This is a genomic window from Castellaniella sp. (assembly GCF_034674885.1).
Taxonomy (GTDB): Bacteria; Pseudomonadota; Gammaproteobacteria; order Burkholderiales; family Burkholderiaceae_B; genus Castellaniella.
In genome coordinates this window covers 39,335-57,623 of sequence record NZ_JAUCDS010000008.1, presented here as the reverse complement: position 1 = coordinate 57,623, position 18,289 = coordinate 39,335, and the positions used below count along the sequence as shown (strand labels likewise).

Sequence of the window (18,289 nt, the reverse complement as noted above, 5' to 3'; positions counted from 1 at the left end):
TTAGGCGGTGTGCAGGACGTGTTCGGCGGACAGACCGAAGTCTTCCGGGAAATGGCGCAGGGCCGACAGCACCGGGTAGGGCGTCATGCCCCCCAGGGCGCACAGGGACCCGGCCATCATGGTGTCGCACAGGTCCTGCAGCAGGTCGGCCTGGTTTTCATGGTCTTGCCGGTCGCGGATTTTCTGCAGGACTTCGGTGCCGCGCACCGAGCCGATGCGGCAGGGCGTGCATTTACCGCAGGATTCGATGGCGCAGAATTCCAGGGCGTACTGCGCCATGGCGGCCATGTCCACGGTGTCGTCGAATGCCACGATCCCGCCGTGGCCCAGCATGGCCGAGATCTGCAGGAAGGCTTCATAGTCCAGCGGCGTGTCCCACTGGGATTCCGGCAGGTAGGCCCCCAGGGGGCCGCCCACCTGCACGGCCCGCAGCGGCCGGCCCGATCGGCTGCCGCCGCCGTAGTCGAACAGCAGTTCGCGCAGGGTCAGGCCGAAGGCCTTTTCGACCAGGCCGCCCTGGCGGATGTTGCCGGCCAGCTGGAAGGGCAGGGTACCGCGTGATTTGCCCATGCCGTAGTCGCGGTAGGCGGCGGCGCCCTGGTCCAGGATGAAGGGCACCGTGGCCAGGGAGATGACGTTGTTGATGACCGTGGGGCAGCCGAACAGGCCCCGGATGGCGGGCAGGGGCGGTTTGGCGCGTACCAGGCCGCGCCGGCCTTCCAGGCTTTCCAGCAGGGATGTTTCCTCGCCGCAGATGTAGGCGCCGGCCCCGCGCCGCAGTTCGATGTCGAAGGCGTGGCCGGAACCCTGGATGTCGTCGCCCAGCCAGCCGGCTGCGCGCGCAGCCAGCAGGGCCTGGGCCAGCACGCGTTCGGCCTGCGGGTATTCGGATCGCAGGTAGATGTAGCCCCGGGTGGCGCCCACGGCCACGCCGGCGATCGTCATGCCCTCGATCAGGGAAAGCGGGTCGCCTTCCATCAGCATGCGGTCGGAAAAGGTGCCGGAATCGCCCTCGTCGGCATTGCAGACGATATATTTCTGGGCGGCCTCGGTCTGCAGGACCGTGCGCCATTTGATGCCGGTGGGAAAGGCCGCGCCGCCCCGGCCGCGCAGGCCGGATTCGGTGATACAGGACACGATGTCGGCAGGGGGCATGTCCAGCGCCTGGCGCAGCCCGGCGTAGCCGCCATGGGCCTGGTAGTCCGTGACGCTGACCGGGTCGGTGATGCCCACGCGGGCGAAGGTCAGGCGTTCCTGTTTCTGCAGGAAGGGCATGGCGTCGGTGGGGCCGTGGCACAGGGGGTGCGAGGCGCCGTCGGCCCAGGCGGCATCCAGGATGGACGGCACGTCCTGTACCGTGACCGGCCCGTAGGCGATGCGCCCGGCCGGGGTCTGGGCCTCGACCAGGGGTTCCAGCCACAGCATGCCGCGCGAGCCGTTGCGCACGATGGTCAGGGCAATGCCGCGTTGCGCGGCTTCGGCCAGGAAGGCGTCGGCCAGGGCGTCCGCGCCCATGGCCAGCGCCGAGGAATCCAGGGGAATGTACAGGGTGCGTTCCATGTCAGGACTCCAGCAGGGCGTCGAGTTTTTCCGGCGTGACCCGGGCGTGCGGCTGGCCGTTGATCATCACTGCCGGGGACTGGGCGCACAGCCCCAGGCAGTACACCGGCGCCAGTGACATCTGGCCGGCGGGCTGGCCGGCTGCGCGCTGTTCGGCGTGGCGGTACAGGGCCTCGCTGCCGCAGGCCTGACAGGATTCGGCGCGGCAGACTTCCACCTGCGTGCGCGCCGGTGGCGTGGTGCGAAAGTGCGTGTAGAAATGGATGACTCCGTGGACTTCCGCGCGCGACCGCTGGATGCCGGCGGCGATCATGCCGACCGCGTCTTCGGGGATATGGCCCAGGGTGTCCTGCACGGCATGCAGGATGGGCAACAGCGACCCGGGCTGGCCGGCGTGCCGCGTCAGGATGTCCTGAATCAGGGGGCTGTGGTCCTGGGGGGCCGGATCGGTGCGAACGCTGTCCATGCGGATGTCTCCAGGCGCATGGGCGGCAGGCCACGCGCTTTAATATGTTTTTGTATGCATATATATTGATTGCCGTTGATTTACTCTACTATCGAAAATGAATTGATTTCAATAAGATATAAAGAGCATATTAAAAAGATGGGTACTCCATTTATATGCAATTGATTGCATAATATTAAAAAATCAGGAGGAGACATGGCGGTTTATCGCTTCAAACCCAGACTGGATTCGGAATGGGTTCTGGAAAAGCAATCCGGGGAAATACTGCCCATGGGCGAGGTCATGCGGCTGCTGGCGGCGGTGGATGAATACGGCCACATCGCCGGCGCCTGTCAGGCGCGCGGCCTGTCGTACCGGCATGCCTGGGGTATCCTGCGCAAGGCCGAGGCCGACTTCCAGGCGCCGCTGATCGAAACCTCTCGCCGGCGCGGATCGCGGCTGACCAGTTTTGCCCAGCATCTGCTATGGGCCAATCGCCGCATCGACGCCCGCCTGGCGCCTACCTTCGAAAGCATCGCATCCGAACTGCAGGAAGAACTGCAGCGCCTGTATTCGGAAGAAATGTCGGTGCTGCGCCTGCACGCCAGCCACGGCTTTGCGGTCGAAGGCCTGATGCGCCTGGCCAATGGCCAGGACATGCTGCCGCTGGAACTGCGCTACCGCACCGGGATCGAGGCCCTGTCATCGCTGGACCGGGGGGAATGCGACCTGGCGGGGTTCCAGGTGCCGGTCGATGAATACGAACAGCCCATCCTGAAGCGCTACGGCCATTGGCTGAATCCGGACCGCATGCTGCTGCTGCATCTGGCCGAGCGCAACACCGGCCTGTTCGTGCAGCCCGGCAATCCGAAAAACATCCTGTCTGTCCAGGATTTCGTGCGCCCCGATGTGCGCTTCGTGAATCGGCAGATGGGGTCCAGCACGCGCTTCCTGGTGCACCTGCTGCTGGAACGCCATGGCATCGATCCCAGCCAGGTCACGGGTTTCGACAGCGGCGAATTCACCCACCTGGCGATCGCCGCGCACATCGCCAGCGGCATGGCGGACGTGGGCATCGGGGTCGAGACCGCCGCCTGGCGCTGCGGGCTGGATTTCATTCCGCTGGCCAAGGAACGGTATTTCTTCGGCATCAACAAGGACCTGGTGGGCACGCAGTCCCTACAGCGCCTGCTGGATCTGATGAACGGCGAGGCCTACCAGGCCTACGTCCGTGACCTGGTCGGCTACGACTGCAGCCTGCTGGGGCAGGTGCAGACGCTGGAACAGGCCTTTGGCGCCGGCTACGCCTGATCCCAGTGCGCCCAGCCTTCCTGCAGCCATTCGTCCAGCATGGCCAGGACGTCGGGGGCCAGCCCCCTGAGACTGTCCGCCGGCAGGCTGCGGTGGTCTGCCAGGGCTTCCAGGGCCGGCGATGCGGCCAGATCGGCGACTTCGCCGTTGATGAAGACCTGCGCACCGCTGTACATCAGGCGAGTACAGCGATCCAGCACGATCCGGCCTTGTGCCGGAACCCCCGCCGACAGGGACGCCGGCTCGTCCGGGGGATCGAACAGCGCATTGTCGGGCAGGTTCGTCAGCCATTGACCCAGGAACCGGGCGGCCACGGCTTCGTCCAGGCGGATGCTTTGCAGCGTGTCCAGGGTCGATCGCACCAGCTGATCGGGCAGGGCGGCCGGATGTTGCGTGGCGGGGATGTCCGCGTCGGTGTACAGGGTGGACAGATCCGGACCCGGCAGGCAAGGGTGCCCGTACAGGCCTGGATCGCCCAGGTGCTGCGCCGACAGCTGGTCGGCAGCCGATTCCAGCAGGCCGCGCGCCAGGGTCGCCTGGCTGGGCACGCGAAAGCCGATGGACAGCGTCATGCAGTCGTTGCCGATCGCCACCCCGTCGTGGCAGACGTGCGGCGGCAGGTACAGCATGTCGCCGGGTTCCAGGATGTCGTCGGCATCCGGCCGGAAATCAGCCAGGATCTTCAGCGGCAGGCCTGGGACCAGGCCGCGATCGGGCTGGCTGCTGGTGCGCCAGCGGCGCCGGCCCTGGCCTTGCAGCAAAAAGACGTCGTAGCTGTCGAAATGCGGCCCCACGCCACCGCCGTCGGTGGCGATGCTGATCATCAGATCGTCCAGGCGGGCATCGGAAATAAAGCGAAATTGCCGCAGCAGCGCTGCGGATTCGTCGTCGTGCAGATCCACGCTTTGCACCAGCAGCGTCCAGTTGGGCTGGGATTTCGGCGGAAACCCGCGAAACGGGCCATGTTTCAGGGACCAGCCCTTGTCGCCCTGCGTGATCAGGCGGGATTCGACTTCTTCCCGGCGGGCCAGGGTCTGCACGTCGCGGATGGTCACGGGCGGCTGGAAACCGGGAATCGCCTGGCGGATCAGCAACGGTTTCTTCTGCCAGTAGTCGCGCATGAATTCGCGTGGCGTCAGGCCGCCCAGCAAAGAGGTGGGCTGGTCGATGTCGGGGGTGGTGTAGGCGCGAGACATGGCGGTGTGTCCTGGCAGGACCCGTGGTGACGTCGGGACGCCGCCACGGGGTGATCGGGTGGAATCAGTGTAGGGGGTCGCCGCTGAAAATCAAAGAAAATCGCGGCGCAATTGGTAGAGCAGCTGCAGTGCCTCGCGCGGGCTGAGCGTGTCCGGATCCAGGGCCTGCAAGGCCGTTTTCAGCGGGGCGTCCGGATCGCGGTCTTCCGCCTCGGTCTGCTGGATGAACAATGACATCTGTGATTCAGCGCGGTTGCGGGCCTCGAGTTCAGCCAGTTCCTTGCGGGCGTGGCGGATCACCACGGGCGGTATCCCCGCGCGCTGCGCCACGTGCAGGCCGTAGCTCTGGCTGGCGGGGCCGGGGCGCACCTCATGCAGGAACACCACGCCGTCGGGGGCGTCGGCTGCGGCCAGGTGCACATTGCTGACACCGTGGGTCTTTTCCGGCAGCCGGGTGATCTCGAAATAGTGGGTGGCGAACAGCGTCAGCGCCCGGTTGTGCGTCAGCAGGCGGTGGGCGATGGCCCAGGCCAGCGCCAACCCGTCGTAGGTGGATGTGCCTCGGCCGATTTCGTCCATCAGCACCAGGCTGTGCGGCGTGGCGGCCGCCAGGATGACGCCGGCTTCCATCATTTCCATCATGAAGGTCGAGCGCCCGCCCGCCAGGTCGTCGGCCGCCCCGATCCGCGTGAAAATGCGGTCGATCGGCCCGATGCGGGCATGGCGGGCCGGCACGTAGCTGCCCATGCGGGCCAGCAGCGCGATCAGCGCCACCTGGCGCATGTACGTGGATTTGCCGCCCATGTTCGGCCCGGTGACCAGCAACATGCGACGTTCGTCGTGCATCAGGCAGTCATTGGGCGTGAACGTCTCGATGCTGTGTTCCACCACCGGATGGCGGCCCGCCTGGATGTCCAGGCAGATGTCATCGCACAATTCGGGGGCGACCCAGCCGTGGCGGCGGGCATGGTGCGCCAGCGACGCCAGCGCATCGATGCGGGCCAGGGCGGCGGCGCTGGCCGCCAAGGCAGCCGCGTGTTCGGCCACCTGCGCCAGCATCTGGTCGAACAGCAGTTTCTCGCGGGCCAGGCCGCGTTCGCGGGCCGACAGGACCTTGTCTTCCCAGGCCTTCAGTTCGGGCGTGATGTAGCGTTCGACGTTCTTCAGCGTCTGGCGGCGGCGGTAGTCGTCAGGGACCTTGTCTGCCTGGCCGCGCGTGACCTCGATGAAAAAGCCGTGCACCCGGTTGTATTCCACCCGCAGATTGGCGATGCCGGTGCGTTCGCGTTCGCGGGTTTCCATCTCCACCAGGAAGGCGCCGTTATCGCCCGCCAGTTGGCGCAGGGTGTCGAGTTCCTCGTCGTAGCCTGCGGCGATCACGCCGCCATCGCGGATCATCAGCGCCGGTTCGGGGGCGATGGCCCGCGTCAGCAGGGTGGCCAGCGCCGCGTCCACCGGGATCGCCCGCAGGCTGTCGGCCAGCAGCCCGGCAGCCTGGAAATCGGCCTGGGCGGTGGCGGCCAGCGGTTCCAGCGTCCCCAGCGCGTCGCGCAGGCTGGCCAGTTCGCGCGGCCGGATCGTGCCCAGCGCCAGCCGGGTGGCCATGCGTTCCAGATCGGGCAGGGCGCGCAGGCCGTCTCGCAGGGTCAGCAGCGCACGGTCCGAATCGGCGGCCTGCAGCAGTTGCGTGATGGCATCCTGCCGGGCCTGCGCCTGCGGATTGTCGCGCAGCGGCGCCTGCAGCCAGCGCCGCAGCTGGCGGCTGCCCATGGGCGTGCGGGCATGGTCCAGTGTGCTGAACAAGGTCGGCCCTTCGCCCCCGTTCAGCGTGTCGGTGATTTCCAGATTGCGCCGCGTGGCCGGATCCAGCACCACGTAGTCACCGCCGGCGTCCACCGCCAGACTGTGGACGTGGCTGAGTGTCTGCGCCTGGGTGGCGCCCACATAGCGTAACAGGGCGCCTGCCGCGCACATTGCCAGCGGCAGGTGGTCCAGCCCGAAGGCCCCCACGTCCGCCACCCCGAAGTGGCGCAGCAGCGTATCGCGCGCGCCATCCGATTCAAAATGCCAGTCCGGCACCCGGCTGATCGCCGATTCCAGCCCGGACGCTTCCAGCGCCTGCACGTCCGCCTGTTCCGCGCAGACCAGCTCGGCCGGCGCGATGCGCCCCAGTTCCGTATCCAGCAGTTCCGGCGCGCATTCGCAGGTCTTGAATTCCCCATTGGCCAGGTTCATCCAGGCCAGCCCGATGCTGTCCTTGTGCCGGTTGCGGCCCGTCACCCAGGCCGCGATCACCCGGTCTTCGCGGGCCGGCAGCAGGGCCTCGTCGGTCAGCGTGCCCGGCGTCACCACCCGCACGATCTTGCGTTCCACCGGCCCCTTGCTGGCCGCCGGATCGCCCACCTGTTCGCAGATGGCAATGGATTCGCCCAGCGCCACCAGCCGCGCCAGATAGCCTTCCATGGCGTGATGTGGCACCCCCGCCATCGGAATCGGCGAGCCGTTGGATGTGCCGCGCTTGGTCAGCGTCAGGTTCAGCAGCCGCGCCCCGCGTTCCGCATCGTCGTAGAACATCTCGTAGAAGTCCCCCATGCGATAGAACAGCAGGTGCGAGCCCGCCTGGGCTTTCAGCTGTAGATATTGCTGCATCATGGGGGTGTGGCCGGAGAGATCGGGGGTGGTCATGCGGGGGAATCGGTCTGCTTGAGGTGGGAGGGGCAGGGGGTATTATCGTTCAATGTGGGGGTGGGGGTGTTGGGGCGAAGTACCCTTTGAGCAATACCCGCTTTCAAGTGCAAGCCGAAAGCTGTACTTGCCGTGGATTTGTGTTACATAAATACACATGGATGATATCGCTGCCTCGGATCTCAAGACGATCCTGCACTCCAAGCGGGCCAATATCTACTATCTGGAACATTGCCGGGTGCTGGTCAATGGTGGCCGGGTGGAATATGTGACGGATGCGGGCAAGCGCTCGCTGTACTGGAACATTCCTATTGCCAATACCACCAGCATCTTGTTGGGCACAGGGACGTCGATCACTCAGGCGGCCATGCGGGAATTGGCGAAGGCTGGTGTTCTGGTGGGTTTCAGCGGGGGTGGTGGAACTCCCCTGTTTTCCGCGAACGAGGTCGATGTGGAAGTGGCCTGGCTCAGTCCTCAGAGCGAGTATCGTCCGACGGAATACCTGCAGGCGTGGGTGCGGTTCTGGTTTGACGACGATCTGAGGTTGGTGGCGGCGAAGTCGCTGCAGAGGGCCCGCCTTCAGCACCTGAATCGGGAATGGCGGCAGGCAGCTCTTACGGACGCCGGTTTTCAGGTCGATGGCGCGCGGCTTGACGCATTATTGGAACAGAGTTTGTCGCGAGTCGGTCAGGCTGGGAATACGGTTGATCTGTTGACAGAGGAAGCCCGGTTGACCAAGGCCTTGTTCAAGACGGCTGTTGATACCGTGGGCTATGGGGATTTCACACGGGCCAGGCGGGGATCCAGCACCGATCCCGCCAACCGTTTTTTGGATCACGGCAATTATCTCGCCTATGGCCTCGGGGCAACTGCCTGTTGGGTCTTGGGTCTGCCTCATGGTCTGGCCGTTTTGCATGGCAAGACACGTCGTGGCGGCCTGGTCTTCGACGTGGCGGATTTGGCCAAAGACGCCTGCATCTTGCCCCAAGCCTTTCTGTCCGCCATGCGGGGCGATGATGAGCAGCAGTTTCGCCGGAACTGCATCGAGGCGCTGACCCGCAGCGAATCCCTGGACTTCATGATTGATACGGCCAAAGATATTGCCGTGAGCACTGCCAGCCGTGCGCCTACGGATCCACCGAGTCAAAAGGAAAGCATGTGAACGTGCTGCTGGTGTCCCAGTGCAGCAAACGGGCGTTAGTGGAAACGCGCCGGATTCTGGATCAGTTTGCCGAGAGACGGGGGGAGCGGACGTGGCAGACCGCCATCACTCAGGCAGGACTGGCAACTTTGCGAAAATTGCTGCGCCAGACAGCACGCAAAAACACCGCGGTCGCCTGTCACTGGATCAGGGGTCGGGACCATAGTGAATTGCTGTGGATCGTGGGCGATGCACGACAGTTCAATGCTGAAGGCGCTGTGCCGACGAATACGACTGCCGGCGATGTGCTGCGGCGCGATGACGAGAACGACTGGCACAGCTTGAGGACGATCCGTCGGCTCGCCGCATTGGCCGCGCTATTGCACGACCTGGGCAAGGCAACCCAGTCCTTTCAGGATCGCCTGCAACCTGGCTCGCCTCGGGAGAAGAACCGCTACCGTCATGAATGGGTTTCGGTGCGATTGTTTCAGGCCTTCGTGGGCCAGGATGATGACGCCGCCTGGCTGCAGCGTCTGGTCGAAGGCGGTGGGGACGGTGTGGATGGGCTTCGGTTCCAGGCTCCGTGGCTGGATCATAAGAAAGGTCGTCTGCTGCGGGATGGTGTGGATCCGGCTGCGCGCGACAACAAACCGTTCGCCCCGTCTGGCATGGGGTTGCCTCCCTTGGCTCAGGCGGTGGCCTGGCTGGTGCTGACGCATCACCGTTTGCCCGCCTTGCCGTATAGCCCGACAGAATCGCTTGAGTCGACTACGTTGTGGCATGGCCGGTCACCCAGGGGGCTGAAAGGCCAGAGCCTGGATGCCGTATTGAGCCAGATCGACGCGGATTGGAACGAGCCGTGGGGGGAACTTAGGCTCTCCAAAAGCAAGCTTGATCCGTACTGGAAATTCCCCGAGGGGCTGCCGGTGCGGACTGTGCAGTGGCGCAAGCGGGCGGCGCGTATCGCGCGAAGTTTATTGCAGGATCTGTCGACGATTGGAGACTGTCTGAGCGACCCGTTCATCATGCATGTGTCGCGCCTTGCGCTGATGTTGGGGGATCACCATTACTCTAGCCTGGAGGCGGCAGAGGATCGGACGAGGGGGGAGAAGGATTTTCCGTTGTACGCCAATACACGGCGCGAGACTGGCGCGCTGCTGCAGCCCTTGGACGAGCATTTGCTGGGCGTAGAGTTGCATGCGGGCCGGATCGTGCATTCGCTGCCAATTCTGACAAGGGATCTGAGCCACTTGATCGGTCATCGCGGACTAAAAAAACGCAGCGCGAATGTTGCGTTCCGCTGGCAGGACAAGGCGGCTGATCTGACTGCAGGCGTGCGCCAGCGTGCGGCGGAGCAGGGGGCTTTCATCGTCAATATGGCATCGACTGGGTGCGGCAAGACCTTGGGGAACGCTCGGATCATGAACGCGCTGGCCGACCCCGCGCTGGGTCTACGCTGCGCATTCGCGATCGGTTTGCGGACACTGACCCTGCAAACGGGCCGTAGCTTTCAAAAGGATCTGGGCCTGTCGGATGACGAACTGGCCATTCGGGTAGGGGGCGTCGCGAACCGAGAATTGTTCGAGTATTACGCGCGATTGGCTGAAGACAGTGGTTCTGCCTCCCGGCAATCTTTGCTGGACGAGACCACTCACATCGTCTACGAGGGCAATGACCAGCATCCGGTGCTGGATCATCTGGGGCACGAGGCTGGGGTTCGCCGCTTCCTGGCGGCGCCTTTGCTGGTCTGCACGGTCGATCATCTGACTCCGGCCACGGAGGGCCTGCGTGGCGGCCGCCAGATCGTGCCCATGCTGCGCCTGATGACGGGGGATCTGGTGCTGGACGAACCGGACGATTTTGATCTGTCCGACCTGCCGGCTTTGACGCGCCTAGTGCATTGGGCTGGCCTGCTGGGCGCACGCGTCCTGGTGTCTTCGGCAACCTTGCCGCCTGCTCTGGTCCAGGGGTTGTTTGCGGCCTATCTGGAGGGGCGCCGCTGGTTTCAGCGAAATCGTGGCGTTCGGCCATCGGATGCGCCCGCTGTCTGCTGTCTCTGGATCGACGAGTTTGCGCAGATGCATGCGGATTGCCCGGACGCCGGGCAATTCGATCAGGCGCACCAGATGTTCGCGGAGAAACGCGCGCAACGGTTGGGGGAGCAGGCAGTACGGCGTCTGGCGGGTTTGTTTCCATTGCCCGGAACCTTGCGGGCAATGAGTGAGGCGGATCGAAGAGCCGCTTTCGCTGGCATTCTCCGGGATGCCGCTTTGCGCCTGCATGCCCAGCACGGTGCCGAGGATCCACACAGTGGCAAGCGCGTCAGCTTCGGCTTGATTCGCATGGCGAATATCAATCCGCTGTTCGACGTGGCATTGGCCTTGTTCCACCTGGGAGCGCCCCCGGGGGTGCACATTCACCTGTGTGTTTATCATTCCCAGTTCCCGCTGTGCCTGCGGTCCCGGATCGAAAATCAGTTGGATATGGCACTGGACCGGCGGCTGGAGGGCACAGTGTTCAACCTGCCCGATGTGCGCCGGCGCATCGATGCAGTGGAGTCCAGGGATCAGTTGTTTGTGGTGCTGGGATCTCCTGTGACCGAGGTCGGGCGAGATCATGATTATGACTGGGCCGTGGTTGAACCTTCTTCGATGCGTTCATTGATCCAGCTTGCGGGGCGAGTGTGGCGTCATCGTCGCGACAAGGTCGCGTTGCAACCCAATGTGCTGGTGTGCGACAGCAATCTGAAGCATTTTGAGCAACCGGGGCAGCCGGCCTTTTGCCGGCCGGGCTTCGAAAGTCCGGATTGTCCTTTGCAGCCGCACAGCCTGATTGCGCTGCTGGCGCCCTGGTTGAATGGCGAGCAGTGTATGCCCGTCGATGCGCAGCTGCGCATCGTCGCCCGCGCTGAATCGGATCGCCAGCCCGCCGGTAATTTGGTCGACTTGGAACATGTCCGGATGGCGTTTCAGATGCTGCCACCTGAGCCTGCGCGTCGACTGAATGCCACGAGCTTTTGGCTGCGTGCGCATGCGCGGCTGACCGCCTTTTTGCAACAGGGGCAGCCATTCCGGCATCAGCCGCGTCCCGATGTGGAGGTGGTTTGGAAACTGGACGAGGATGAGGTGCCTCGCCTATGCCGGGTGGAGGAGGGGGAGCGCAAGTTCCAGGAACTCTATGTCCCGATCGGTGCCAGCCAGTGCTGGCAGGTACCGGAAACCGATGTTCAGGGCGAAGGGATCAGCCGCTGGAGCAAGGACGAGGATTGGAAAAGCGGTATTGAAAGCCAGGCCGAGGATCTCGGTTTACCCCTGGAAGTATTCGTCCTGAGGTACACGCGTGTCATGCTGCCGGCCAGTGAGGGAGGCTGGCGCTGGCATCCAGCCTTGGGGTTTGCAGTGAAGGCGTGAAAGTGAACAGTGAATGCTGGGCTTGCCTTGCCGCTATGCGGGGACTGGTTCCATGGGGTGTAGCGATTCCAGTGCCGTTTGTAGTTCGGGGTTGAGTTCTGCTGTGCGCAGGTCGAAGGCCGTCTGGAGATTCAGCCAGGACTGCGCGTCGCAGCCGAAATAGCGGCTTAGCCGCAGTGCCGTGTCGGCTGTGACGCCGCGTCGTTCGAGCAGAATGTCGTTGATGCGGGAAGCAGGTACGAGCAGATGACGAGCCAGCGCATTGGCGCTCATCCCCAGGGGGGATCAGGTAGTCCTCGCGCAGGATTTCGCCGGGGTGTACGGGGCGCATGCCGTTTTTGATCATTTTCTAGGTCCTTCGGCTGCCTGTGCGGCAGTGAACGTAATCAGCCCATGACCGCATTGCAATCTACATTTCTCAGCTGCCTGTGCGGCAGTGAACATCTGCTCTTCACGTTCGGCAGCCCACGCGACTTTCTCAGCTGCCTGTGCGGCAGTGAACCAAAAATACCGGCCGATACCCATGTGGGGAACTTTCTCAGCTGCCTGTGCGGCAGTGAACCCTTGCGCATACACAGCGCCGCTAGGTCTGACTTTCTCAGCTGCCTGTGCGGCAGTGAACGCGATCTATTTCTGCGGCATCACGCCGCACCTTTTCTCAGTTGCCTGTGCGGCAGTGAACCGCAGGTGCTCGACGCTGTAGCGCTTGCCCTTTTTCTCAGCTGCCTGTGCGGCAGTGAACCTCATCAAAAAGACGGCCGGCACGATCTCTGTTTTCTCAGCTGCCTGTGCGGCAGTGAACGTGCTGCAGCAGCGCCAGGGTTTCGCGGGTGTTTTCTCAGCTGCCTGTGCGGCAGCTGAGAAAAACGATGGATGGGATTATGAGCATCGCATCCTGTTCACTGCCGCACAGGCAGCTGAGAAACCAGGTGGGCTGGGTTTCGATGACGATCACAAGTTCACTGCCGCACAGGCAGCTGAGAAAAAGCGCGCCGCCGATCTTGCCAAGTTCGCCAAGTTCACTGCCGCACAGGCAGCTGAGAAAACCTGAACCTTGGGAGGACCGCGCGATAGCGCGTTCACTGCCGCACAGGCAGCTGGCGCTTTGCGCAGTTTTCGTGATGGCCGGGTCAGGGGCGTTCGGCTAGATCGGGCCAAAGCGCGGATGGTTGCGCCAGCGGACTCGTGCCGAGCCTGTTGCTCTGGCTTCGGCAAGTATCCGTGTTCTGGACGATCCGCATCCGATCGTCACGAGGCCAACTCAGCCCGCCAGCAGGATCGCTTCCTCCAGCGTTTGCCGTAGGTGCCTCACCCCATACCCCCGATCACCCCGCACCCCATCCACCCCAACCCTTTGATCTCAAACAGAACCTCCCGGAACCAACCTCGCTTATCCCTAACCTTGTCCACAATTTTCGTGGACAAGTGCAGCACGCCGGGCAATATTTGTGCGGTGCATTCAAGTCTTTGATCAGACAGAAGATTCAGGGATAACCCGCAGCTTGTCCATGGGTTTGTCCACAAGCCGCGTGGATAAATCTGCCGCATGGGGCCGAAGAGTGCCATTTCCTTGCTGAAATGGGGGCCATTGCCTTGATGTAACCTTGTCCGCATCGCTGCCTGGCTGTCGAACAGCGGGGAAAGCCCTATAAAAATCAAAGAGGTTCCATGGCGCATAGTGATGATGAGGCCTTCGCCTTCATGGAAGAACCTGGCGGGCCGGTGGAACCACCGCCCATGCAGGTCTGGCAGGTGCTGGTGGTCGATGACGAGCCCGATGTCCATGCCGCGACGCGGCTGGCCTTGAAGGACGTGGAAGTCGAGGGCCGTGCGCTTGAATTCAGCCATGCCAGTTCTGCGGCGCAGGCGATCGAATTCCTGGCTGGGCGCGATGATTTTGCGGTGGCGCTGATCGATGTCGTCATGGGCAGCAACGACGAAGGCCTGCAGCTGGTGCGCCGGATCCGCGAGGATCTGGGCAACTCGATGATCCGCGTCATCCTGCGCACGGGGCAGCCGGGCTATGCGCCTGAAATCGACACGATCCGGCTGTATGACATCAACGACTACAAGACCAAATCCGAACTGACCCAGGTGCGCCTGTTCACCAGCCTGACCATGGCGGTGCGCTCCTACGCTCAGATCCGGCAGCTGGAATCCAGCCGCCGCGGGCTGGAACAGGTACTGTCGGCCACGGCGGAACTGGGCAGGCCGGTCGGCATGAAGAAATTCGCGGCCGGCATCGTGACCCAGCTGTGCGCCGTGCTGAAGGTCAGTGCTGAATGTCTGGTGTGTGCCGTCCTGCCGGAACCCGGCTCGCATCCCTACATTTTGGCGGCGGCGGGCCACTACGATGCCTGGGTGGGCATGGCCCTGCGCGATGTGCCCGATGGGCGCGTCAGGGGCTGCCTGCAGCACGTGCTGGATACCCGGCAGCATTGTTTCGATGGTGGGGTTGGCCTGTTTTTCTCCGGGCGGGGCGGGCAGGTCCTGGCCGCCTTCGTCGATGTGCCCGGCCCCTTGTCGGAACTCGAACGGCGGCTGCTGGAAGTCTTCTGCGGCAACATCTCCATCGCCTTTGAAAATCTGCAGTTGTACCTGGATATCAACGACCTGGCCTACCAGGACGTCCTGGTGCATCTGCCCAATCGCAATGCCATGGTGGCCGCGATCGATGCCCAGGCTGCCGGGGTGAATGTCCTGGCGCTGGTGGATCTGGATAATTTTTCCGAGATCAACAGCATCCTGGACGACAGCTACGGCGATGCCGTGCTGCAGGCGGCCGCCCGCAAACTGCGGCTGGCCTTCCCGGCGGAAACCATGGTGGCCAGGCTGGGCGGCGATCTGTTTGGCCTGTACGGGCCTGCCGATCAGGTGACGGCAGATCATATCGCGCGGGTCTTTGCCGAACCGTTCGAGATGGCGGGCGGCGAACCCTTGCGCCTGTCGGCCACGGCGGGCCTGGTGCGCCTGCAGGGCGATGGCCAGCCGGGGGTGGCGGTCCTGAAGAACGCCGGGGCAGCCCTGAAGCAGGCCAAACGCTTCCAGCGGGGCAAATTCATGATGTTCGAGGCTGCCCAGGCGGATGCGGCCCGGGATCGCATCCAGATGCTCAATCGCTTGCGGGCATCGTTTTCGGCGGAACACCTGTTTCTGCAGTATCAGCCCTTCATCCGCCTGCGAGACGAGCGCGTCGTGGGGGCGGAATGCCTGCTGCGCTGGGAGACTCCCGATGGCCAGTTCATTCCTCCCGATCGCTTCATTCCCCTGGCCGAACAATCCGGCCTGATGATTCCGATTGGCGAATGGGTGTTTCGCACTGCCCTGAAGTGGCGCAAATCCCTGGCCGGGCTGGTGGGCGATGATTTCCGGGTGGCGGTGAATGTGTCCCACGTGCAATTCGCAGAGCCGAATTTCGTGCGCGGGCTGCTGTCCATCCTGAATGAAATCGGCGTGCCGGGGGAACAGGTGGAAATCGAATTGACGGAATCAGTGGCCATCGGCAACGTCGATGTGCTGGCCGCGCGCCTGGATGCGCTGCGCGCCCGGGGCATCCGGGTGGCCATGGACGATTTCGGTACGGGGTATTCGTCGCTCAGCGTCATCCAGCGTCTCAGCCTGGACCGGCTGAAGATCGACCGCAGCTTCGTCAGCGGGCCTCAGGACGGGGACGATCGTTTCGGCATCGCCCGTACCGTTATTGCGCTGGCCCGGCACCTGCGGGTGCACACGATCGCCGAGGGCATAGAAACGCCCTCGCAGCGCGAAGCCTTGCAGGCCTCGGGCTGCGAGGAAGGCCAGGGCTACTTGTTTTCCCGGCCGCTGGACGATGCGGCATTTCGGCAATGGCTGGCTGGTCGGCAGGCAGCCGGCATCTGAACACCGGCTGTTCGCTGGCCAGCGAATCTCACCAGGATGGAATCATGATCGCTACCGACCTTGCCTCCCTGGGCCCGCAGGATGATTCCCGCCGGGAAAGCGAACGTTTTGCCGCGCTGGCCCGCGTGTCCAATACCGGTGTCTGGGAATGGGACGCGGGACGCAACCATCTGTGGTGCAGCCCGGAATACTTCAGCATGCTGGGGCTGGACCCGGCGGCTTTTGCCGGCCAGGCTCAGGAAAACCTGGCAACGGTCTGGCTCGACTTTCTGCATCCGGATGATCGGGAGCAGGCCCGCCGCAGTTTTGCGGATTATCTGGCCTCGGATACGACGGACATGTATGAAAGCGAATTTCGCATGGCCCATGCCGGCGGCGGCTGGGTCTGGGTCTGGTCGCGCGGCACCACCCTGAGGGATGAACAGGGCAGGTCGCTGGGTCGCACCGTGGGTACGCACATCGATGTGACGTCGCTGCGCCAGACCCAGGAACGCTTGCGCGAAAGCCAGGATCGGCTGGCCGCGATCAGCAACAATCTGCCTGACAGCATGGTGTACCAGGTGGATTGCGGCCCCACGGGCGATACCCGGAAATTCACCTATCTCAGCGAAGGCGTCTGGCACCTGCATGGGGTCTGCGCTGCGGATGCCTTGCGGTCGCCGGAATTGATCTACGGGCAGGTTTCCCCGGACACCCGTGAACGCCTGCTGGCGCGGCAGCGCCAGTGCCTGGCGGACATGTCCGATTTCAGGTTCGAGATCTGTTCGACTCTGCCCGATGGCCGCCAGCGCTGGTTTCTGATCGCCTCGTCCCCCCGGCGCCTGGACAACGGCCATCTGGTGTTCGACGGCATCGAACTGGACATCACCGAAAGCAAGCTGCGGGAACAGGAAATCAGGAACCTGAACGCCAGCCTGGAGCGCCGCGTGCGAGAACGCACGGTGGAACTGCAATCGACGCTGGACCGGCTGCGCCACACACAGGAAGAGCTCCTGCAAAACGAAAAACTGGCATCCCTGGGCGCCCTGGTGGCTGGCGTGGCGCATGAACTGAACACCCCCATTGGCAATGCCGTGACTGTGGCCTCGACCCTGGCCCGGGCGCATCGCGGCTTCCGGGCGCAGACGGAATCCGGCCTGACCCGCAGCGCGTTGGCCCGCTACCTGGACGACGTCGAGGAAGGCAGCCAGATCATCGAGCGCAATCTGGTGCGGGCGGCCGAACTCATCGGCGGCTTCAAACAGTTGTCCGCCGACCAGACCAGCTACCAGCGCCGGCGCTTCGATCTGCGGGTGCTGGTCCGGGAAGTCGTCATGACCATGAGCCCGGCGGTGCGCAAGACCCGGATCAGCCTGCAGGACGACATCCCCGATGGGCTGGTGCTCGACAGCTTCCCCGGCCCTCTGGGGCAGGTGCTGATGAACCTGATCAACAATGCCTTGATTCATGCCTTCGAGGGACGTGATGCCGGCCTGATCCGTCTGGTCGCGGGCCCATCAGACAATGCAGGCATCGTGTGCCTGTCCGTGATCGATGATGGCTGCGGCATTGCCTCGGATGACCAGAAACGGATCTTCGACCCCTTTTTTTCTACGCGCCTGGGGCAGGGGGGATCGGGCCTGGGTCTGCACATCACTCATACCCTGGTGACGGGGTTGCTGGGGGGGCGGATCAAACTCGACAGCCAGGTCGGGCAGGGCAGCCGGTTCAGCCTGAGATTGCCGCTGCAGGCCCCACGGACAGAAGGCGAGGATCGATCGGCACGGTAAAATCACACGGTGTTTTTCAACAGGACAGTGGCCTACACCATGGAACAATTCAAAGCCTTCTGGGCGTCCATGCCGGATTTCCAAGACGCCGCCGTGCATCTGCTGGTCACGCTGCTCATTCTGGTGATCGGCTGGATGATCTCGAACATGCTCGGTCGACTGGTGCGCCGCCTGGCGGATCATTCCGCGCGCATCGATCCCACCGTCATCCCCATCCTGCGCAGCGTGACCGTCTGGACCGTGCGCACCGTCGTGCTGCTGGCCGTGCTGGCCAGACTGGGTGTGCAGACCGCCAGCCTGGTGGCCATGCTGGGTGCTTCCGCCCTGGCCATCGGCCTGGCCTTGCAGGGCACCTTGCAGAATTTCGCGGCCGGCATCATGTTGCTGCTGCTGCGCCCGGTGCGGGCGGGCGAATTCGTCTCGGTCGAAGGCAAGGGCCTGGGCACGGTCGATGAAATCGGCCTGTTCATGACGCGGCTGGTGCAGGCCGACGGCATCCACCTGCTGCTGCCCAATTCCCTGGTCTGGGGCAATCCCATCGTCAACTACAGCCGCAATTCGACACGCCGCCTGGACATGATGGTGGGGGTGCGCCAGGGCGATGATCTGGACGCAGCGCTGGCGACCTTGCAAGGCCTCGCGGACCGGCATGCCGACGTGCTGAAGGACCCGGCGCCTCAGGTCATGGTGATGGAATACCGCGACAGCGCCGTCATGCTGAACATCCGGCTGTGGACGCTGTCGGACAAATACTGGGATGTGCGGTTCGACCTGCAGCGCCAGGCGCCGCAGGTGCTGCGGGACGCCGGCCTGCGCAGCCCGATTCCGCTGCGCGAAGTGCGGACCATCGACGAGTCGACGGCGCCGCGCGCAGCGGCCAACGGCGGCTGATG

11 protein-coding genes and 1 pseudogene are annotated in these 18,289 nt (G+C 63.9%); 7 read left to right on the top strand and 5 right to left on the bottom strand.

The window, feature by feature from the left end; translation table 11 throughout:
- Both VDP74_RS06740 and VDP74_RS06735 read right to left on the bottom strand, forming a co-directional pair.
- Positions 1-1,560, bottom strand: coding sequence for an NADH-quinone oxidoreductase subunit NuoF (locus VDP74_RS06740; RefSeq protein WP_322998864.1), 1,560 nt, complete (start codon positions 1,558-1,560; stop codon positions 1-3).
- A gap of 1 nt (position 1,561) precedes the next feature.
- Positions 1,562-2,026 (bottom strand): NAD(P)H-dependent oxidoreductase subunit E, encoded by a 465-nt coding sequence (locus VDP74_RS06735; protein ID WP_322998863.1) that lies wholly within the window; start codon positions 2,024-2,026, stop codon positions 1,562-1,564.
- Positions 2,027-2,221: 195 nt separating this feature from the next.
- On the opposite strand from VDP74_RS06735, the gene VDP74_RS06730 reads away from it, so the two are divergent.
- Positions 2,222-3,316: a substrate-binding domain-containing protein gene (locus VDP74_RS06730; protein ID WP_322998862.1), complete on the top strand. Its 1,095-nt coding sequence runs from the start codon at positions 2,222-2,224 to the stop codon at positions 3,314-3,316.
- On the opposite strand, the gene VDP74_RS06725 is transcribed toward VDP74_RS06730, so the two are convergent.
- Both VDP74_RS06725 and mutS read right to left on the bottom strand, forming a co-directional pair.
- Positions 3,307-4,512 carry a cupin domain-containing protein gene (locus VDP74_RS06725; RefSeq protein ID WP_322998861.1) on the bottom strand — a complete coding sequence of 402 codons (1,206 nt, stop codon included), beginning with the start codon at positions 4,510-4,512 and terminating at the stop codon, positions 3,307-3,309. The two genes, VDP74_RS06730 and VDP74_RS06725, sit on opposite strands and share 10 nt — an antisense overlap.
- 90 nt (positions 4,513-4,602) lie before the next feature.
- On the bottom strand, positions 4,603-7,197 hold the full coding sequence (gene mutS / locus VDP74_RS06720) for a DNA mismatch repair protein MutS (protein ID WP_322998860.1): 2,595 nt from the start codon (positions 7,195-7,197) through the stop codon (positions 4,603-4,605).
- A gap of 157 nt (positions 7,198-7,354) precedes the next feature.
- Here mutS and cas1f point away from each other — a divergent pair, with 157 nt between their 5' ends.
- On the top strand, positions 7,355-8,359 hold the full coding sequence (cas1f, locus tag VDP74_RS06715; RefSeq protein WP_322998859.1) for a type I-F CRISPR-associated endonuclease Cas1f: 1,005 nt from the start codon (positions 7,355-7,357) through the stop codon (positions 8,357-8,359).
- Complete coding sequence (gene cas3f, locus VDP74_RS06710) at positions 8,356-11,748, top strand: type I-F CRISPR-associated helicase Cas3f (protein ID WP_322998858.1); 3,393 nt, start codon at positions 8,356-8,358, stop codon at positions 11,746-11,748. The genes cas1f and cas3f overlap by 4 nt, the downstream gene beginning before the upstream one ends.
- Positions 11,749-11,781: 33 nt before the next feature.
- Here the strand turns inward: cas3f and VDP74_RS06705 are convergent.
- Positions 11,782-12,094, bottom strand: a pseudogene (locus VDP74_RS06705) (HigA family addiction module antitoxin).
- Between the two features lie 390 nt (positions 12,095-12,484).
- Here VDP74_RS06705 and VDP74_RS15305 point away from each other — a divergent pair.
- The 4 genes from VDP74_RS15305 to VDP74_RS06690 all read left to right on the top strand — a co-directional run bounded on the left by VDP74_RS15305 (position 12,485) and on the right by VDP74_RS06690 (position 18,287).
- Positions 12,485-12,799, top strand: a complete 315-nt coding sequence (locus VDP74_RS15305; RefSeq protein WP_416232949.1) for a hypothetical protein — start codon at positions 12,485-12,487, stop codon at positions 12,797-12,799.
- A 617-nt stretch (positions 12,800-13,416) separates the two neighbouring features.
- Positions 13,417-15,627 (top strand): putative bifunctional diguanylate cyclase/phosphodiesterase, encoded by a 2,211-nt coding sequence (locus VDP74_RS06700; protein WP_322998857.1) that lies wholly within the window; start codon positions 13,417-13,419, stop codon positions 15,625-15,627.
- A gap of 44 nt (positions 15,628-15,671) precedes the next feature.
- Entirely contained in the window at positions 15,672-17,396 is a 1,725-nt protein-coding gene (locus tag VDP74_RS06695; RefSeq protein WP_322998856.1) for a PAS domain-containing sensor histidine kinase, read from the top strand.
- A 39-nt stretch (positions 17,397-17,435) separates the two neighbouring features.
- Positions 17,436-18,287 (top strand): mechanosensitive ion channel family protein, encoded by an 852-nt coding sequence (locus VDP74_RS06690; RefSeq protein ID WP_322998855.1) that lies wholly within the window; start codon positions 17,436-17,438, stop codon positions 18,285-18,287.
- The last annotated feature ends 2 nt before the right edge of the window (positions 18,288-18,289 follow it).

What these genes read in the sequence shown, in the direction of transcription:
- VDP74_RS06740 (WP_322998864.1), bottom strand. Translation starts at nt 1,560, where the DNA reads ATGGAACGCACCCTGTACATTCCCCTGGATTCCTCGGCGCTGGCCATG.
- VDP74_RS06735 (WP_322998863.1), bottom strand. Translation starts at nt 2,026, where the DNA reads ATGGACAGCGTTCGCACCGATCCGGCCCCCCAGGACCACAGCCCCCTG.
- VDP74_RS06730 (WP_322998862.1), top strand. Translation starts at nt 2,222, where the DNA reads ATGGCGGTTTATCGCTTCAAACCCAGACTGGATTCGGAATGGGTTCTG.
- VDP74_RS06725 (WP_322998861.1), bottom strand. Translation starts at nt 4,512, where the DNA reads ATGTCTCGCGCCTACACCACCCCCGACATCGACCAGCCCACCTCTTTG.
- mutS (WP_322998860.1), bottom strand. Translation starts at nt 7,197, where the DNA reads ATGACCACCCCCGATCTCTCCGGCCACACCCCCATGATGCAGCAATAT.
- cas1f (WP_322998859.1), top strand. Translation starts at nt 7,355, where the DNA reads ATGGATGATATCGCTGCCTCGGATCTCAAGACGATCCTGCACTCCAAG.
- VDP74_RS06700 (WP_322998857.1), top strand. Translation starts at nt 13,417, where the DNA reads ATGGCGCATAGTGATGATGAGGCCTTCGCCTTCATGGAAGAACCTGGC.
- VDP74_RS06695 (WP_322998856.1), top strand. Translation starts at nt 15,672, where the DNA reads ATGATCGCTACCGACCTTGCCTCCCTGGGCCCGCAGGATGATTCCCGC.
- VDP74_RS06690 (WP_322998855.1), top strand. Translation starts at nt 17,436, where the DNA reads ATGGAACAATTCAAAGCCTTCTGGGCGTCCATGCCGGATTTCCAAGAC.